The sequence below is a fragment of the Streptomyces shenzhenensis genome, assembly GCF_021462265.1.
GTDB classification, from domain to species: Bacteria; Actinomycetota; Actinomycetes; order Streptomycetales; family Streptomycetaceae; genus Streptomyces; species Streptomyces shenzhenensis.
Window position 1 is genome coordinate 1 of record NZ_JAJONF010000055.1, and the last position, 14905, is coordinate 14905.

The following is a 14905-nucleotide window of genomic DNA, read 5'->3' on the forward strand; positions in this document are numbered from 1 at the left end:
CGTCGTCGACGACACCGCCGTCACGACCGGCTGACCCCTCCCGCGCACCGACCGGATCCCGCACCCGGAAGCCGTCCGGGCGCGGGATCCGTACGAGGGGCGGACACGTCATATCGGCACCAAGGGTCCGTACCCCGACGGAAAGGCGGACACCTCATGCGCCGTACGACGTTCCACCGCGCGTCCCTCGCCACGGCGAGCCTGCTCCTGCTGGCGGGCTGCGGCTCGCAGAGCGGGGGCGGGGACGAGGGCAGCGGCGCGGTGTCCCCGACACCGGCATCGCCCTCGGCGTCGGCCTCGGCTCCGAGCACGGGTGGGTCCTCCGCCGGCTGCACGCCCGTGACCTCCGAACTCGCCGCCGCCGACAGCGGCCGTACCTTCTGCCTGGCCCAGGGCGGCACCCTGCGGATCACCCTGGACGGGACCGAGCGGCGCCCCTGGCAGAAGATCGCCACGGCCGGGGACACGGCCGCCCTCAAGGAGATCAACTACGGCTTCATGCTCCGCGGCGGCGACGCCGGATCCGCCTACCGCGCGGTGGCCGCCGGGACCGTCACCCTCTCCTCCACCCGCCCGCTGTGCGCCGAGCCCACCGCACCCGGCCAGGCCTCCTGCAAGGGCCTCCAGGAGTGGCACGTCACCGTGCGGGTGAACTGAGCCTCAGCCGGCCAGGTGCCGTACCTGGTCCCACAGCACCGGGTCGACCACGCCCACCCGGCGCCGGAACTCCCACACCGCGATCTCCCGCAGCTCGTCCGTCTCCAGGAAGCTCGGCCGGCCCTGGGCGTCCCCGACCGAGCCGGGCGGCAGCGGGATCACCCCGGCCTGCTCGTCGTGGTACTTGCTGGTGATCTTCGCGATCGTCGCCCGGTTGCCGCGCACGGCCAGCACCAGACAGGGCCGGTCCTTGGCGCCGGGACCGTCCTCGTAGGGCACGTTGGCCCACCAGATGTCCCCGGGGTGGGGCCGTCCGGCCTGCTCGCGGGTGCCGCGCGGATGCCCCGGCGGCCTGGTGCGGTACCCGCGCGGACGGTGGCCTCTGCCCCAGCCGTCGACGAGCGTGGCGACCAGCGCCAGCAGGACGACTGCCGCGAGCGCGAGCCACCATGACGTGTCCATAGGACGACGTTACCGGCGCGAGATAATCGATGCGCGCCCTTGCGCGATCCTGGTGCGCCCTCAGTCCAGCCGAACCGGTGACAGCACAGGTGAGTTCGCCCACAACGGCCCCTGGCAGAGGAGCGACCCGCTCTTTTGCGCCTTACGCTCGACAAACCGCACGACCCCTGCTCACCCCTTTTCCCGACTCCAGTTCCCGGTTGTTCCGGGTATTCCGCCAGCGGAGGTTTCTGCTTCATGAAGCTCACCGTCGTCGGCTGCTCGGGGTCGTTCCCGTCCGCGGAATCGGCCTGTTCGAGCTACCTCCTAGAGGCCGACGGCTTCCGGCTGCTCCTCGACATGGGCAACGGCGCCCTGGGCGAGTTGCAGCGCCACTGCGGTCTCTACGACCTCGACGCGATCTTCCTGAGCCATCTGCACGCCGACCACTGCATCGACATGTGCGCCTACTTCGTGGCGCGCTACTACCGGCACGACGGCGGCCCGTGCCCCCCGATCCCCGTCTACGGCCCCGAGGGCACCGAGCACCGGCTCACCACCGCCTACGCCGACACCCCCACCGCCTCCTCGATGAGCGAGGTCTTCGACTTCCACACGGTCAAGCCGTCCACGTTCGACATCGGCCCCTTCACGGTCCACACCGAGCGGCTCCGCCACCCCGTGGAGGCGTACGGCATCCGCGTCGAGCACGCCGGGAAGTCCCTGACGTACTCGGGCGACACCGGCGTCACCCCGGTGCTGGAGGACCTGGCCCGGGACACCGACCTGTTCCTGTGCGAGGCCGCCTTCACGCACGGCAAGGAGAACATCCCGGACCTGCACCTCAACGGCCGCGAGGCCGGCGAGGCCGCCGCCCGCGCCGGCGCCCGCAGGCTGGTCCTCACCCACATCCCGCCGTGGACCGACCCCGCCGTCAACCTCGCCGACGCCCGCGAGGTCTTCGACGGCCCCGTGGAACTCGCGGCGCCACGGGCGACGTACGAGATCTGACGCGCGTACGGCGCTCAGGGCCGTACGACGAGAAGGCCCCCGCCGCGGCGGGGGCCTTCGTCACGAGTACTGCCGGACTCACGCCTTCGTGAGGTCCTCGACCTCCTCCTCGGGCTCACGGCCCGGGGTGGGGAGATCGAAGCGGACGATGGCGAACCGGAAGACGACGTAGTAGACCGCGCCGAACACCAGGCCGATCGGGATGATCAGCCAGGGCTTGGTCGCCAGGTTCCAGTTGAGGGCGTAGTCGATGACGCCGGCCGAGAAGTTGAAGCCCGCGTGGACGCCCAGGCCCCAGGTGATCGCCATCGACAGGGCGGTCAGGACCGCGTGGATGACGTACAGGAGCGGGGCGATGAACATGAACGAGAACTCGATCGGTTCGGTCACACCCGTCACGAAGGAGGTCAGCGCGAGCGAGATCATCATGCCCGTCACGGCCTTGCGGCGTTCGGGGCGAGCGGTGTGCGCCATGGCCATCGCGGCGGCGGGCAGACCGAACATCATGATCGGGAAGAAGCCGGACATGAACATACCGGCGGTCGGGTCGCCGTGCAGGAAGCGGTTGTAGTCGCCGTTGAAGACCTGTCCGGCCGCGTCCTTGAACGAGCCGAGCTGGAACCACGCCACGGTGTTCACGAACTGGTGCATGCCGATCGGGATCAGCGCACGGTTGACCAGGCCGAACAGGGCCGAGCCGAAGGCGCCGAGGCCGGTCATCCACTCGCCGAAACTGGTGATGCCGTCGCCGATGGGCCGCCAGACCAGGCAGAAGAAGACGCCGACCAGGGTGCCGACGAAGGCCATCAGGATCGGCACCAGACGGCGGCCGTTGAAGAAGCCGAGCCAGTCCACCAGCTTGGTCCGGTGGAAACGCTGCCACATCACGGCCGACAGCAGACCCATGACGATGCCGCCCAGGACGCCCGGGTTGTTGTACGTGGCCGCGACGATCTGGCCCTTCTCGATGTGCTGTTCCGTCAGCGGAAACGCCTCGAGGACCTTGCTGTAGACCAGGAAGCCGACCAGCGCGGCCAAAGCCGTGGAACCGTCCGACTTCTTGGCGAAGCCGATGGCCACACCGATGCAGAACAGCATCGGCAGACTGCCCGTGATGGCCCCGCCGGCGGCGTTGAAAACGGCCGCGACCTTGTCCCAGCCCAGGCCGTCCTTGCCGAAGATGTCGTCCTGGCCGAGCCGGACCATGATGCCCGCCGCCGGGAGCACGGCGATCGGTAGCTGGAGGCTGCGGCCGACCTTCTGCAGACCCTGGAACAGACCGGATCCCCGCTTTTTCGCGGGGGCCGCCATGGGCGCGGTGGCGGTGCTCATAGACTTCCTCCGTCGGTGGTGGTCTACACCACTCAGTGGTGTAGACCTGTTGTACACGATGGGGGAGTTATAAGGAACCCGTCAATTCCGCAACCGCGGCGCTACGCGCTGTACGCCATGCGCCGACAGGCTGTTCAGGCCTTCGTGACGTCCTCCACTTCGTCCTCCGGTTCCCTGCCCGGCGTCTTCAGGTCGAACCGCGTGATGGCGAACCGGAAGATCACGTAGTAGACCGCCGCGAAGCACAGCCCGATCGGGACGATCGCCCAAGGCCGCGTCGCCAGCTTCCAGTTGATGACGTAGTCGATGAGCCCCGCCGAGAAACTGAACCCGTCGTGCACCCCCAGCCCCCACGTCACCGCCATCGACACCCCCGTCAGCACCGCGTGCGCCACGTACAGCAGCGGCGCGATGAACATGAACGAGTACTCGATCGGCTCGGTGATGCCGGTCACGAACGACGTCAGCGCCACCGACAGCATCAGACCGCCGATCTCCTTGCGCCGGTGCGGCTTCGCGCAGTGCGTGATCGCGAGCGCGGCGGCCGGCAGCGCGAACATCATGACCGGGAAGAACCCCGACGTGAACTGCCCCGCCTGCGGATCACCCGCCAGGAACATGTTGATGTCACCGTGCACCACCGTGCCGTCCGGCGTCGTGTAACTGCCGAACTGGAACCAGATGGGCACGTTCAGGAACTGGTGCAGCCCCACCACCAGCAGCGCCCGGTTCGCCACCCCGAACACCCCCGCGCCCCACGCCCCCGCCCCGTGCAGCCAGTCGCTGAAGCTCTGCAGCCCGCCGCCGACCGGCGGCCAGACCCACAGGCACAGGATCGCGAACGCGATCGCGACGAACGACATGATGATCGGCACCAGCCGCCGCCCGTTGAAGAACCCCAGCCAGTCCACCAGCCTCGTCCGGTGGTAACGGGCCCAGAAGAACGCGGTCAGCAGCCCCAGCGCGATCCCGCCGAAGACCCCCGGATTCTGGAACGTGAACGTCGACACCGTCCCGTCGCGCACCTGGCACCCGATCCCGGGCAGCGTCCTCGACCCGCCGGGACAGTCCTCCGGGAACTGGTGCAGCACCCCGTAATAGACGAGAAAGCCCGCCACGGCCGCCAGCGCCGTAGAACCGTCCGCCTTCTTCGCCATCCCGATCGCGACCCCGACACAGAACAGCAGCGGCAGTCCGATCGAACCGTCGAGCAGCGCGCCCCCCGCGCCCTTCATCACGCGGGAGAGCCCCGTCCAGCCAAGACCCTGGTCTCCGAACACGTCAGGCTGCCCCAGCCGGTTGAGGATGCCCGCCGCCGGCAGCACCGCGATCGGCAGCTGCAGGCTGCGGCCCATCTTCTGCAGCCCCTGGAAAAGAGCGTGCCACCGCTCCCGCGCGGGACCGACCGTACTGTCGGCGCTGTCGGCACTCATGGACGCGTCCTCCGGGCCGCTCGGCTGTACCGCGGGACCGCCGCGGGGTTTGTCGACCGCCCACCAGCTGGTGTAGACCAGTCGGCAGACGGTTCCGCCGCGGTGCTCGCCATCATTCGGCACCCGCGGTACAGCCGCTCGCGAAGATGGGCCAACTGTGGGTTACTGCGACAAAGCGGTTCGGATCAGGGAGAAGGAACATGGCCAGCAAGGCTGAGAAGATCGTCGCCGGCCTCGGCGGAATCGAGAACATCGACGAGATCGAAGGCTGCATCACCCGGCTGCGCACCGAGGTCCACGACGCCTCCAAGGTCGACGACGCCGCCCTGAAGGCCGCAGGCGCCCACGGCGTCGTGAAGATGGGCACCGCCATCCAGGTCGTCATCGGCACCGACGCCGACCCGATCGCCGCGGAGATCGAAGACATGATGTGAGCCCCCCGGCACACCGCGAAAGGGGCTCTTCCCACCGGGGGAGGAGCCCCTTCGGCCGCTCCGGATAGGCTCGTCGCCATGTCTCGAATCGACGGCCGCACCCCCGAACAACTCCGCCCGGTCACCATCGAACGCGGCTGGAGCAAGCACGCCGAGGGCTCCGTCCTCGTCTCCTTCGGCGACACCAAGGTCTTCTGCACCGCCTCCGTCACCGAAGGCGTCCCCCGCTGGCGCAAGGGCAGCGGCGAGGGGTGGGTCACCGCCGAGTACGCCATGCTCCCCCGAGCCACCAACACCCGCGGCGACCGCGAGTCCGTCAAGGGCAAGATCGGCGGCCGCACCCACGAGATCTCCCGCCTCATCGGCCGCTCCCTGCGCGCCGTCATCGACTACAAGGCCCTCGGCGAGAACACCGTCGTCCTGGACTGCGACGTCCTCCAGGCCGACGGCGGCACCCGCACCGCCGCCATCACCGGCGCCTACGTCGCCCTCGCCGACGCCGTCACCTGGGCCAGGGAACGCAAGCTCGTCAAGGCCGGCCGCCAGCCCCTGACCGGCACCGTCTCGGCCGTCTCCGTCGGCATCGTCGGCGGAGTGCCCCTCCTCGACCTCTGCTACGAGGAGGACGTCAAGGCCGAGACCGACATGAACGTCGTCTGCACCGGCGACGGCCGCTTCGTCGAGGTCCAGGGCACCGCCGAGGCCGAGCCCTTCGCCCGCGACGAACTCAACGCCCTCCTCGACCTCGCCGTCGCCGGCTGCACCGACCTCGCGGCCATCCAGCGCGCGGCACTCGAAGCCGCCCGCACCGAAAAGTAAAGGGAACCCAAAAAGCCGAGGTGCCACGGGGCAACCCCGGCGGCCGACCCCGCGTCCCTAACAACACGGGCGCACGGTACGTACAACCGTGCGCCCGGCCAGCCACACCACGGGGAGGGACACCACCATGGCCGCCAGCCGACGCCGACGCCGAGGCCGTCGCAGCACCGTCATCGCCGCCGTGACCGCGGCCACCGCACTCACCACCGCCCTGCTCACCGGCTGCGACTCGGTGAACACGGCCCTGGACTGCGTCCGCACCGCCGACTCCATCGCCGACAGCGTCACCGACCTCCAGCAGGCCGTGGAGAACGCCGCGAACGACCCCACCCAGACCGACGCCTCCCTCGACTCCATCCAGCAGAACCTCAGGAAGATCGGCGACAGGACCGACGACGCCGACGTCAACAAGGCGGTCGACAACCTCCAGCAGGCCGTGGACAACGTCCGCACGGCCGTCCGGAACGGCGACTCGACCCCCGACGTCACCCCGGTCACCGACGCGGCCGGCGAACTGACCAAGGTCTGCACGCCGTAAGCGGGCGTCCGGGCCCTTGGGATACTGCGTCTCATGACGACCCGCCTGATCCTCGCCACCCGCAACGCCGGAAAGATCACCGAGCTGCACTCGATCCTCGCGGAGGCGGGGCTGCCCCACGAACTGGTGGGCGCGGACGCGTACCCCGACATCCCCGACGTCAAGGAAACAGGCGTCACCTTCGCCGAGAACGCCCTCCTCAAGGCCCACGCCCTCGCCCGGGCGACAGGCCTCCCGGCCGTCGCCGACGACTCCGGCCTCTGCGTCGACGTCCTGGGCGGCGCCCCCGGCATCTTCTCCGCCCGCTGGGCGGGCAGGCACGGCGACGACAAGGCCAACCTGGACCTGCTGCTCGCCCAGCTCGCCGACATCACCGAGGAACACCGGGGCGCCCACTTCGCGTGCGCGGCGGCGCTCGCACTGCCCGACGGGCGGGAGCGGGTGGTCGAGGGCCGACTGCGGGGAGTGCTTCGGCACGCGCCGACGGGCACGAACGGCTTCGGCTACGACCCGATCCTCCAGCCGGAGGGCGAGACACGCACGTGCGCCGAGCTGAGCCCCGAGGAGAAGAACGCGATCAGCCACCGGGGGAAGGCGTTCCGGGCGCTGGTTCCGGTGGTGCGGGAGCTGTTGGGCTGAGAACGGGAGAGGGGCCGCCCGTGATGGTGGCCCCTCGTATGTGCGGTCGGTGGGACTCGAACCCACACGGGATTTCTCCCACGGGCACCTAAAACCCGCGCGTATCGCCTATTTCGCCACGACCGCCTCAAAACGGGCAGCTTCGGAACTGCCGTTTTGCTTGGCTCAGTCTACGGGGGCCACGCCTTCCTTCGTGCGGCTCCCCGGCACCAGGTGCTCGTGACCGCATGGCAGTTCGGGCACGGCAATCGCGTACGGAAGCCGGAAGCCGGAGGCCGGGTAAGAGGGAACGGCCCGCACCGGGTCGCCCGGTGTGGGCCGTCAGGGGTGGGTCGGGCGGTGGGGCCTCAGATGCCCAGGTCTTTGATGATCTTGGCGACGTGGCCGGTGGCGCGGACGTTGTAGAGGGCGCGTTCGACCTTGCCCTGTTCGTCGACGATGATCGTGGAGCGGATGACGCCGAGGTAGGTCTTGCCGTAGTTCATCTTCTCGCCGTAGGCGCCGTACGCGTCGAGGACCTTCTTGTCGGGGTCGGCGAGGAGGGTGACCTTGAGGTTCTCCTTCTCGCGGAACTTGCCGAGCTTCTCCGGGGCGTCGGGGGAGATGCCGAGGACGTCGTAGCCGGCGTCGGCGAGGAGGGAGAGGTTGTCGGTGAAGTCGCACGCCTGCTTCGTGCAGCCTGGGGTGAGGGCCGCGGGGTAGAAGTAGACGATGACCTTGCGGCCCTTGTGGGCGGAGAGGGACACCTCGTTGCCGTCGGCGTCGGGGAGGGTGAAGTCGGGGGCTACGTCCCCGGGCTGGAGTCGCTCGCTCATCGCTCTAGCGTAACGGGGGGTCCTGACCGTGCGGCGGCGGCAAGAGCTGACAGACTGTCCAGAACAGGCAGTACGGCAGTACGGCAGACTTCGGAGGGCCCACGGTGGCGGAGACGTCGGACACCAGAACCCCGGCGCAGATCGAGGCGGACATCACGCGCCGCCGCGAGGTGCTGGCCGAGACGCTGGACGAGATCGGGGTGCGCGTGCACCCGAAGACCATCGTCGGCGATGCGAAGGCCAAGGTCGCGGCCAACATCGATCACACGCTCGGGAGGGCCTACGTCCAGGTCAACCGGGTCGTGAGTGATGTGAAGGCCCAGTTCGTCGACGAGGAGGGCGCGCCGCGGCTGGAGCGGGTCGTGCCGGTCGCCCTCGTCGCCGTGGGAGTGGTCGGGCTGCTGGTCCTCAGCGGTACCCGGCGGCGCAAGAGCTGACCAGAGGCAGGTAGGTTCAAGGCGTGAGCGCCAAGAGAGACGAGCAGAGCAGCGAGCACGACAAGCTGCCGATCCGGATGCTGCACGACCGGGTCCTGGTCAAGCAGGACACCGGGGAGGGCGAGCGACGGTCGGGCGGAGGCATCCTGATCCCCGCCACGGCGGCCGTCGGACGCCGGCTGGCCTGGGCCGATGTGGTCGCGGTCGGCCAGAACGTGCGGACGGTGGAGCCCGGTGACCGGGTCCTGTACGACCCGGAGGACCGCGCCGAGGTCGAGGTGCGCGGGGTGGCGTACGTGCTGATGCGCGAGCGCGACCTGCACGCGGTGGCCGCCGACCGGTTCGAGGGCTCGGAGGATTCGACCGGCCTGTACCTCTGATCCCTGCCATCCGGACGATCCGCACCATCCGGATGGTGCAGGGGTCTGAAGGGGCCCGGTGACCGTGGTCACCGGGCCCCTTTGTCATTGGACGAACCCGAACCCGCCTGGGCCGCCCGCTGTCGTGCCGGTGGTGGTGCCGGTGTCGGTGCCCGCCGTCGTCCCGGTACTGGTGCCGCCGGTCGTGGTCCCGGTGGAGGTCCCGGAGTCGGTGCCCGAGGTCGTCGTACCGGAGTCGGTGCCGGCGGTCGTCGTACCCGACGTGGTGGTGCCGGCGGTGGTGGAGCCGCCTGTCGTACCGCCGGCGGTGGTGCCGTTGGTGGTGGTGCCGGGGGTGCCGCCGGTGTTCTGGCCGCCGGTGGTGGTGCCGCCGTTGTCCTGGTTCGGGCCGGTGGTGCCGCCGTTGGCCTGGCCGCCGGTGCCCGGGGTGCCCGTGCTCTGGGTGGGCGGGGCCACGATCTCGGCGCCGGCCTGGAGGTCCAGGTCGAAGTCGGAGGCCTTGGTGCCCTGCAGGGCGGCCTTGGTGTACTGCGCCCAGATCTCGGTCGGGGCCCCGCCGCCGTTGATGCGGGGGAGGCCGAGCGCGCCGTACAGGGGCTTGTGGGCGGCCGTGACCGGGTCCTGGCCCATCACGGAGACGACGGTGGCGAGGTCGGGGGTGTAGCCCGCGAACCAGGCGGCGGTGTCCTCCTCCGCGGTGCCGGTCTTGCCGGCGGCCGGGCGGCCCGCGGCCTGGGCGGCGGTGGCGGTGCCGTTGTCGACCACGCTCTGCAGGACGGAGGTGGTGGTGTCGGCGGCCTGCCGGCTGACGGCCTGCTTGGTCGTCGACTCCGGCAGCTTGATGTCCTGCGTACCGTCCCTCGTGATCTTCTCGACCATCGTGTAGGTGCCGTGCTTGCCGTGGTTGGCGAGCGTGGCGTACGCCTCCGCCATGTCGAGGACGCTGGCGGTGGCGGTGCCGAGGGCGATGGACGGGTAGGGCTGGAGGTCCTTGGTGTCGGCGGGGATGCCCAGGCCGACCGCGGTCTGCTTGATCTTGGAGGGGCCGACGTCGACGGACATCTGCGCGTACACCGAGTTCACGGAGAGGTCGGTGGCCTTGCGGACGGTGATCTGGCCGTACGACTTCCCGTCCTCGTTCTCCGGCGCGTAGGTACCGCCGGGCCAGCCCTGGACGGCGCGCTTGTCGGTGCCGTCGTAGTAGGTGTTCGGGGTGATGGTCTGGCCGGACTGGGTGGTGGAGCCGTTGTCGACGGCGGAGGCGAAGACGAAGGGCTTGAAGGTGGAGCCGACCTGGAAGTCACCGCGGGTCGCGCCGTTGGTGTACTGCTTCACGTAGTCGATGCCGCCGTACATGGCGACGACCTGGCCGGTCTTCGGGTCGACGGAGGCGCCGCCGGCCCGCACGTAGTTGTCGACCTTGTTCTTCTTGTCCAGCTTGGACATCAGCTTGTCGTCGACCGCCTTCACGAAGGCGTTCTGCCTGGACTTCTGCAGGGTGGTGGTGATGCGGTAGCCGCCGGCCGCCAGGGAGTCCGAGTCGACGATCTTGTTCTTGATCAGGTAGTCGTTGACCGCGTTGACGATGTAGCCGCGCTGTCCGGACATGCCGGTGGAGGCGGTCTGCTCCTTGGGCATCGGGAACTTCATCGCGGCCCGCTCGGACTCGCCGAGCCAGCCCTTCTTGACCATGCCGTCCAGGACGTAGTTCCAGCGGGCGACGGCCGCGGCCTTGTTCTCGGGGTGGGCGACGACGTCGTACTCGCTGGGCGCGTTGACGAGCGCGGCGAGGTAGGCGGCGCGGGCCGGGTCCAGGTCGGTGGCGTCCTTGCCGTAGTAGGCCTGGGCGGCGGCCTGGATGCCGTAGGCGTTGCGGCCGAAGTAGCTGGTGTTGAGGTAGCCCTCCAGGATCTGGTCCTTGGACTCGCTGCGGTCCAGCTTGATCGCGACGAACACCTCCTTCACCTTGCGGGTGACGGTCTGCTCCTGCGCGAGGTAGTAGTTCTTCACGTACTGCTGGGTGATCGTCGAGCCGGACTGGGTGCCCTTGCCGGTCGCGGTGTTCCAGGCGGCGCGCAGCATCGCCTTGGGGTCGACGGCGGACTCGGTGTAGAAGTCCCGGTCCTCGGCGGCGAGTACGGCGTGCTGGGCGTCCTTGGAGACCTGGGCGAGGGTCACGTTCTCCCGGTTGACCTCGCCGTCGCGGGCGAGCTGGGAGCCGTCGGCGTACAGGTACACGTTGGACTGCTTGGTGGCGAACGCGTTGGCCGCCGGGATCTTCACCATCGAGTAGCCGAGGAAGAACAGGCCGATCAGCAGCAGGACGCCGATCACGAAGGTGCCGAGCAGCATCCGCCAGGTCGGGAGGATCCGCCGCCACCCGGTCCGCTTGGGCCGCTTCATCTTCTTCTCGCCCCCCTTCGTCTCCACGGGCTCCGCGGTCTCCACGGTCGCCGCGCCGGCCGCGGGCGGCTCCGCCCGGGGTGCCGGGATCGGGGCCGGTGGCGGGGCGGGTGCCGAGGCCGGGGCGGGTGCCGCCGCCTTCGGCACCCTGATCGCCGCGAGCTGCCGCGTCTGGGTGTCCTGCGGGTCCTGCGTGTTCGGTGTGTTCTGCGTGTGCTGTGCGCCCTGCGTGTTCGGTGTGTTCTGCGCGCCCTGCCTGTCCTGCGGGTTCTGGCCGTCCTGCGGGTTTCCGGCCGTGTTCTGCCGGTTCCCGGTCGCCGCGGGCGGTCGCGCGTTCGGCACCGTGACCGCGGTGAGCTGGCGCGTCTCGGTGTCCTCGGCCGCCGGCCGCTGCGGGGCGATCTTCTTCTCGCCCGCTCCCGGCCGCTGCTGCTCCGTCTTCGCCTGCTCGGGCTGCTTGGCCTGCTCGGCCGCCGCGGGCGGCTCCGGCTTCATCGGCTCCTTCGGCTCGGCCCCCCGCTGCGGCGGGGTCTGCTTCTCCTCGGCCGCGGCCGGCGGCTCCGTCGGGCCTGTGCCGCCCTGGTTCGGCTGTCGCGGCTGCGGCTCGTCGCTCATCTCGTGCACGGACTCCTGTTTCGCGTCGTACATCGTTCCCGTACGACCTCGTACGCTTCTCGCCCCCTGGTGAAGACTCTCGCACCGTGCGTTCCGTTCCCGGATTCCGGCACGCTTCGGTCACGGAAATTGCGTGGCCTGCGATGTCGTCGGCGCAGTAGGCTCCTGCGCTTCGGTGTCGGGCGGTCCGGGAGGTCGGTTGGCGTGGGTGCGGGACGGTTGTACACGGCCGTCGCGGCGGGGGGTTTCCGACGGTACGCGACGTATCGGGCCGCCACTGCCGCCGGGGTGTTCACCAACACGGCCTTCGGGATCATCCTCGTCTACACGTACTTGGCGCTGTGGGACGAGAAACCGCACCTCGGAGGCTATGACCAGGCGCAGGCGGTGACCTATGTGTGGCTCGGACAGTGCCTGTACGCCACGCTCGCGATCCAGGGCGGGGGCGCGGAAAAAGACCTGATGGAGCGTATCCGTACGGGCGCGATCGCGATCGACCTGTACCGTCCGGCCGATCTTCAACTGTGGTGGCTGGCGACCGATCTGGGCCGCTCGCTGTTCCAGTTGCTGGGCCGGGGCGTGATCCCCTTCCTGGTCGGCGCGGTGTTCTTCCCGATGGCGCTGCCCGCGGACGCCGGTACCTGGGCGGCCTTCCTGGTCGCGCTGTTCCTCGCGATGCTCGTCAGCTTCGGCATCCGCTACCTGGTCGCGCTGAGCGTCTTCTGGCTGATGGACGGCACGGGCGTCAACCAGGCCATGATGATCACGGGGGTCTTCTTCTCGGGGATGACCCTGCCGCTGAACGTCTTCCCGGGCGGCTTCGGCGAGGTGGTCCGCGTCCTGCCGTGGGCGGCGCAGCTCCAGATGCCCGCGGACGTGCTGCTGGGGGAGACCGGGGTGGCGGGGGCGTTGGCCTTCCAGGCCGCGTGGGCGGTGGCGCTGCTGACGGCGGGCCGGCTGCTGCAGACGGCGGCGACACGACGGGTGGTGGTGCAGGGTGGCTGAGCGTGTGCGGGACGGGCGGCGCGGGGCGGCCGAGGGTGTGCCGGAGGGGCGGCGCGGGGCGGTTGACTGTGTGCCGGGAGGGCGGCGTGGGGCGGGGGAGCGGGCCCGGGACGGGCTGCGGGCGTACTGGCTGATCGCCGGGATGTGGATCCGTTCCACGATGACCTACCGGACGTCCTTCGCCCTCACGATGGCCGGGAACCTGGTGGTGACCGGGCTGGACTTCGCCACGATCCTGCTGATGTTCTCGCAGGTCGACTCGCTCGGCGGCTGGTCGCTGCCCGAGGTCTGCTTCCTGTACGGACTGTCGGCGACCGCGTTCGGCGTCGCCGACCTGGTGCTGGGCTCGATGGACGTGCTGGGCGCCCGGATCCGCGACGGCTCCTTCGACACGTTGCTGGTCCGGCCGGCCCCGGTGCTCGCCCAGATCGGCGCGGACCGCTTCGCGCTGCGCCGCCTGGGCCGGATCACCCAGGGCTCGGTGGTGCTGGGCTGGTCGCTGGTCTCCGTCGACGTCGCCTGGACACCGGCGAAGGTGCTGCTGGTCCCCGTGATGCTGGCCGCCGGCGCGGCGATCTTCTGCGCGCTGTTCGTGGCGGGCGCCGCCTTCCAGTTCGTGGCGCAGGACGCGGCGGAGGTGCAGAACGCGTTCACCTACGGCGGTACGACGCTGCTCCAGTACCCGCCGACGGTGTTCGGGAAGGACTTCGTACGCGGGGTGACGTTCATGCTGCCGCTGGCCTTCGTCAACTGGGTGCCGGCCGCGTACGTGCTGGGGCGGCCGTATCCGCTGCGGCTGCCGGGGTGGACGGCGTGGTCGGCGCCGCTGGTGGCGGTGGTCTGCTGCGCGCTGGCGGGTCTGGCCTGGCGGGCGGGGCTCAGGGCGTATCGAAGTACGGGAAGTTGATCTGATGATCGGGGCGCAGGGAGCTGATCTGATGTCGGACGTGTTCATCGAGGTCGACGAGGTGGAGAAGGTCTTCGAGGTCCGCAAGAAGACCGGGTTCCTGAAACGGGAACGGCACCAGGTGCGGGCGGTCGACTCGCTCTCCTTCACGGTGGCGCGCGGCGAGATGGTCGGCTACATCGGCCCGAACGGCGCCGGCAAGTCGACCACGATCAAGATGCTGACGGGCATCCTCACCCCGAGCGGCGGCCGGCTCCGGGTGGCCGGCATCGACCCGTCCCGTGAGCGCACCCGCCTGGCCCACCGTATCGGCGTGGTCTTCGGCCAGCGCACGACGCTGTGGTGGGACCTCCCGCTGATCGACTCCTACCGCCTGATGCACCGCATGTACCGCATCCCGGACGCCCGTTACGCCGAGAACCTGGACCGCCTGGTAGAACTCCTCTCCCTGGAAGCCCTGTTGGACGTCCCGGTACGGCAGCTCTCGCTCGGGCAGCGGATGCGCGGCGACATCGTGGCGGCGCTGCTGCACGACCCGGACGTCCTCTACCTCGACGAGCCGACGATCGGCCTCGACGTGATCTCGAAGGCCAAGGTCCGCACCTTCCTCCGCGAACTGAACACCGAACGCGGCACCACGGTCCTGCTCACCACCCACGACCTCCAGGACATCGAGCAGTTGTGCTCCCGGGTGATGGTCATCGACCACGGGCGGCTGATGTACGACGGTCCGCTCACCGGTCTGCACGAGGCGGGGGAGAGCGAGCGCACCCTCGTGGTCGACCTGGAACGGGAGCTCCCGCCCATCGACGCCGGCCCGGCGGCGCGGGTGGTGAAGGTGGAGGGCCCCAGGCAGTGGCTGGCGTTCCCGGCCGCGGAGTCGGCGGCGCCGCTGGTGGCGCGCATCGCGGCGGAGTACCCGTTGCTGGACCTGTCCGTCCGGGAGCCGGACATCGAGACGGTGATCGCGGCCATGCTGTATCCGATCGGGGACACCGCCAAGCCCCCGGCGGAGCGGCCGACGGCATAGTCCGGGGCG

General features: G+C 69.9%; 16 protein-coding genes and 1 tRNA gene. 11 read left to right on the forward strand and 6 right to left on the reverse strand.

Annotation, left to right across the window (positions count from 1 at the left end; translation table 11 throughout):
• Positions 1–156: 156 nt before the first annotated feature.
• Entirely contained in the window at positions 157–657 is a 501-nt protein-coding gene (locus tag LQ326_RS40840) for a hypothetical protein (RefSeq protein WP_234544137.1), read from the forward strand.
• A gap of 3 nt (positions 658–660) precedes the next feature.
• On the opposite strand, the gene LQ326_RS40845 is transcribed toward LQ326_RS40840, so the two are convergent.
• Complete coding sequence (locus tag LQ326_RS40845; protein WP_234544138.1) at positions 661–1119, reverse strand: type II toxin-antitoxin system PemK/MazF family toxin; 459 nt, start codon at positions 1117–1119, stop codon at positions 661–663.
• A gap of 237 nt (positions 1120–1356) precedes the next feature.
• On the opposite strand from LQ326_RS40845, the gene LQ326_RS40850 reads away from it, so the two are divergent.
• Positions 1357–2109: an MBL fold metallo-hydrolase gene (locus tag LQ326_RS40850; RefSeq protein WP_234544139.1), complete on the forward strand. Its 753-nt coding sequence runs from the start codon at positions 1357–1359 to the stop codon at positions 2107–2109.
• A 78-nt stretch (positions 2110–2187) separates the two neighbouring features.
• Here LQ326_RS40850 and LQ326_RS40855 read toward each other — a convergent pair whose 3' ends face one another.
• Both LQ326_RS40855 and LQ326_RS40860 read right to left on the reverse strand, forming a co-directional pair.
• On the reverse strand, positions 2188–3441 hold the full coding sequence (locus tag LQ326_RS40855) for a PTS transporter subunit EIIC (RefSeq protein ID WP_234544140.1): 1254 nt from the start codon (positions 3439–3441) through the stop codon (positions 2188–2190).
• Positions 3442–3575: 134 nt separating this feature from the next.
• Entirely contained in the window at positions 3576–4874 is a 1299-nt protein-coding gene (locus LQ326_RS40860) for a PTS transporter subunit EIIC (protein ID WP_234544141.1), read from the reverse strand.
• Positions 4875–5074: 200 nt separating this feature from the next.
• Between LQ326_RS40860 and LQ326_RS40865 the strand changes: the two genes are divergently transcribed.
• The 4 genes from LQ326_RS40865 (at position 5075) to rdgB (ending at position 7304) form a co-directional block, all read left to right on the forward strand.
• Entirely contained in the window at positions 5075–5308 is a 234-nt protein-coding gene (locus LQ326_RS40865; RefSeq protein WP_234544142.1) for a PTS sugar transporter subunit IIB, read from the forward strand.
• A gap of 78 nt (positions 5309–5386) precedes the next feature.
• Positions 5387–6127: a ribonuclease PH gene (gene rph / locus LQ326_RS40870; RefSeq protein ID WP_234544143.1), complete on the forward strand. Its 741-nt coding sequence runs from the start codon at positions 5387–5389 to the stop codon at positions 6125–6127.
• A gap of 127 nt (positions 6128–6254) precedes the next feature.
• The gene (locus LQ326_RS40875; RefSeq protein WP_234544144.1) at positions 6255–6665 is read left to right on the forward strand and encodes a prefoldin domain-containing protein; all 411 of its coding nucleotides are present in this window, start codon (positions 6255–6257) and stop codon (positions 6663–6665) included.
• A gap of 33 nt (positions 6666–6698) precedes the next feature.
• Positions 6699–7304: an RdgB/HAM1 family non-canonical purine NTP pyrophosphatase gene (gene rdgB, locus LQ326_RS40880; protein ID WP_234544145.1), complete on the forward strand. Its 606-nt coding sequence runs from the start codon at positions 6699–6701 to the stop codon at positions 7302–7304.
• Positions 7305–7345: 41 nt separating this feature from the next.
• Here rdgB and LQ326_RS40885 read toward each other — a convergent pair.
• Together LQ326_RS40885 and bcp are read right to left on the reverse strand one after the other, a co-directional pair.
• Positions 7346–7430 (reverse strand) — tRNA-Leu (locus LQ326_RS40885).
• Between the two features lie 221 nt (positions 7431–7651).
• Positions 7652–8119 (reverse strand): thioredoxin-dependent thiol peroxidase, encoded by a 468-nt coding sequence (gene bcp, locus LQ326_RS40890; protein WP_181804687.1) that lies wholly within the window; start codon positions 8117–8119, stop codon positions 7652–7654.
• A gap of 104 nt (positions 8120–8223) precedes the next feature.
• On the opposite strand from bcp, the gene LQ326_RS40895 reads away from it, so the two are divergent.
• Together LQ326_RS40895 and LQ326_RS40900 are read left to right on the forward strand one after the other, a co-directional pair.
• Positions 8224–8556, forward strand: a complete 333-nt coding sequence (locus tag LQ326_RS40895; protein ID WP_234544146.1) for a DUF3618 domain-containing protein — start codon at positions 8224–8226, stop codon at positions 8554–8556.
• A gap of 77 nt (positions 8557–8633) precedes the next feature.
• Positions 8634–8936 (forward strand): GroES family chaperonin, encoded by a 303-nt coding sequence (locus tag LQ326_RS40900; protein ID WP_220213875.1) that lies wholly within the window; start codon positions 8634–8636, stop codon positions 8934–8936.
• An 84-nt stretch (positions 8937–9020) separates the two neighbouring features.
• Here the strand turns inward: LQ326_RS40900 and LQ326_RS40905 are convergent, their stop codons facing one another.
• Positions 9021–11987, reverse strand: a complete 2967-nt coding sequence (locus LQ326_RS40905; protein WP_434056964.1) for a transglycosylase domain-containing protein — start codon at positions 11985–11987, stop codon at positions 9021–9023.
• 186 nt (positions 11988–12173) lie between these two features.
• On the opposite strand from LQ326_RS40905, the gene LQ326_RS40910 reads away from it, so the two are divergent.
• From LQ326_RS40910 to LQ326_RS40920, 3 genes are all read left to right on the forward strand, one after another.
• Positions 12174–12959, forward strand: coding sequence for an ABC transporter permease (locus LQ326_RS40910; protein WP_234544194.1), 786 nt, complete (start codon positions 12174–12176; stop codon positions 12957–12959).
• 142 nt (positions 12960–13101) lie between these two features.
• Complete coding sequence (locus LQ326_RS40915) at positions 13102–13866, forward strand: ABC transporter permease (protein ID WP_234544195.1); 765 nt, start codon at positions 13102–13104, stop codon at positions 13864–13866.
• Positions 13867–13870: 4 nt separating this feature from the next.
• The gene (locus LQ326_RS40920) at positions 13871–14896 is read left to right on the forward strand and encodes an ABC transporter ATP-binding protein (protein ID WP_372497084.1); all 1026 of its coding nucleotides are present in this window, start codon (positions 13871–13873) and stop codon (positions 14894–14896) included.
• Positions 14897–14905: the final 9 nt, after the last annotated feature.

Coding starts and splice junctions, on each gene's coding strand:
- LQ326_RS40840 (WP_234544137.1), top strand. CDS start 157: ATGCGCCGTACGACGTTCCACCGCGCGTCCCTCGCCACGGCGAGCCTG.
- LQ326_RS40845 (WP_234544138.1), bottom strand. CDS start 1,119: ATGGACACGTCATGGTGGCTCGCGCTCGCGGCAGTCGTCCTGCTGGCG.
- LQ326_RS40850 (WP_234544139.1), top strand. CDS start 1,357: ATGAAGCTCACCGTCGTCGGCTGCTCGGGGTCGTTCCCGTCCGCGGAA.
- LQ326_RS40855 (WP_234544140.1), bottom strand. CDS start 3,441: ATGAGCACCGCCACCGCGCCCATGGCGGCCCCCGCGAAAAAGCGGGGA.
- LQ326_RS40860 (WP_234544141.1), bottom strand. CDS start 4,874: ATGAGTGCCGACAGCGCCGACAGTACGGTCGGTCCCGCGCGGGAGCGG.
- LQ326_RS40865 (WP_234544142.1), top strand. CDS start 5,075: ATGGCCAGCAAGGCTGAGAAGATCGTCGCCGGCCTCGGCGGAATCGAG.
- rph (WP_234544143.1), top strand. CDS start 5,387: ATGTCTCGAATCGACGGCCGCACCCCCGAACAACTCCGCCCGGTCACC.
- LQ326_RS40875 (WP_234544144.1), top strand. CDS start 6,255: ATGGCCGCCAGCCGACGCCGACGCCGAGGCCGTCGCAGCACCGTCATC.
- rdgB (WP_234544145.1), top strand. CDS start 6,699: ATGACGACCCGCCTGATCCTCGCCACCCGCAACGCCGGAAAGATCACC.
- bcp (WP_181804687.1), bottom strand. CDS start 8,119: ATGAGCGAGCGACTCCAGCCCGGGGACGTAGCCCCCGACTTCACCCTC.
- LQ326_RS40900 (WP_220213875.1), top strand. CDS start 8,634: ATGCTGCACGACCGGGTCCTGGTCAAGCAGGACACCGGGGAGGGCGAG.
- LQ326_RS40905 (WP_434056964.1), bottom strand. CDS start 11,987: ATGTACGACGCGAAACAGGAGTCCGTGCACGAGATGAGCGACGAGCCG.
- LQ326_RS40915 (WP_234544195.1), top strand. CDS start 13,102: ATGTGGATCCGTTCCACGATGACCTACCGGACGTCCTTCGCCCTCACG.
- LQ326_RS40920 (WP_372497084.1), top strand. CDS start 13,871: ATGATCGGGGCGCAGGGAGCTGATCTGATGTCGGACGTGTTCATCGAG.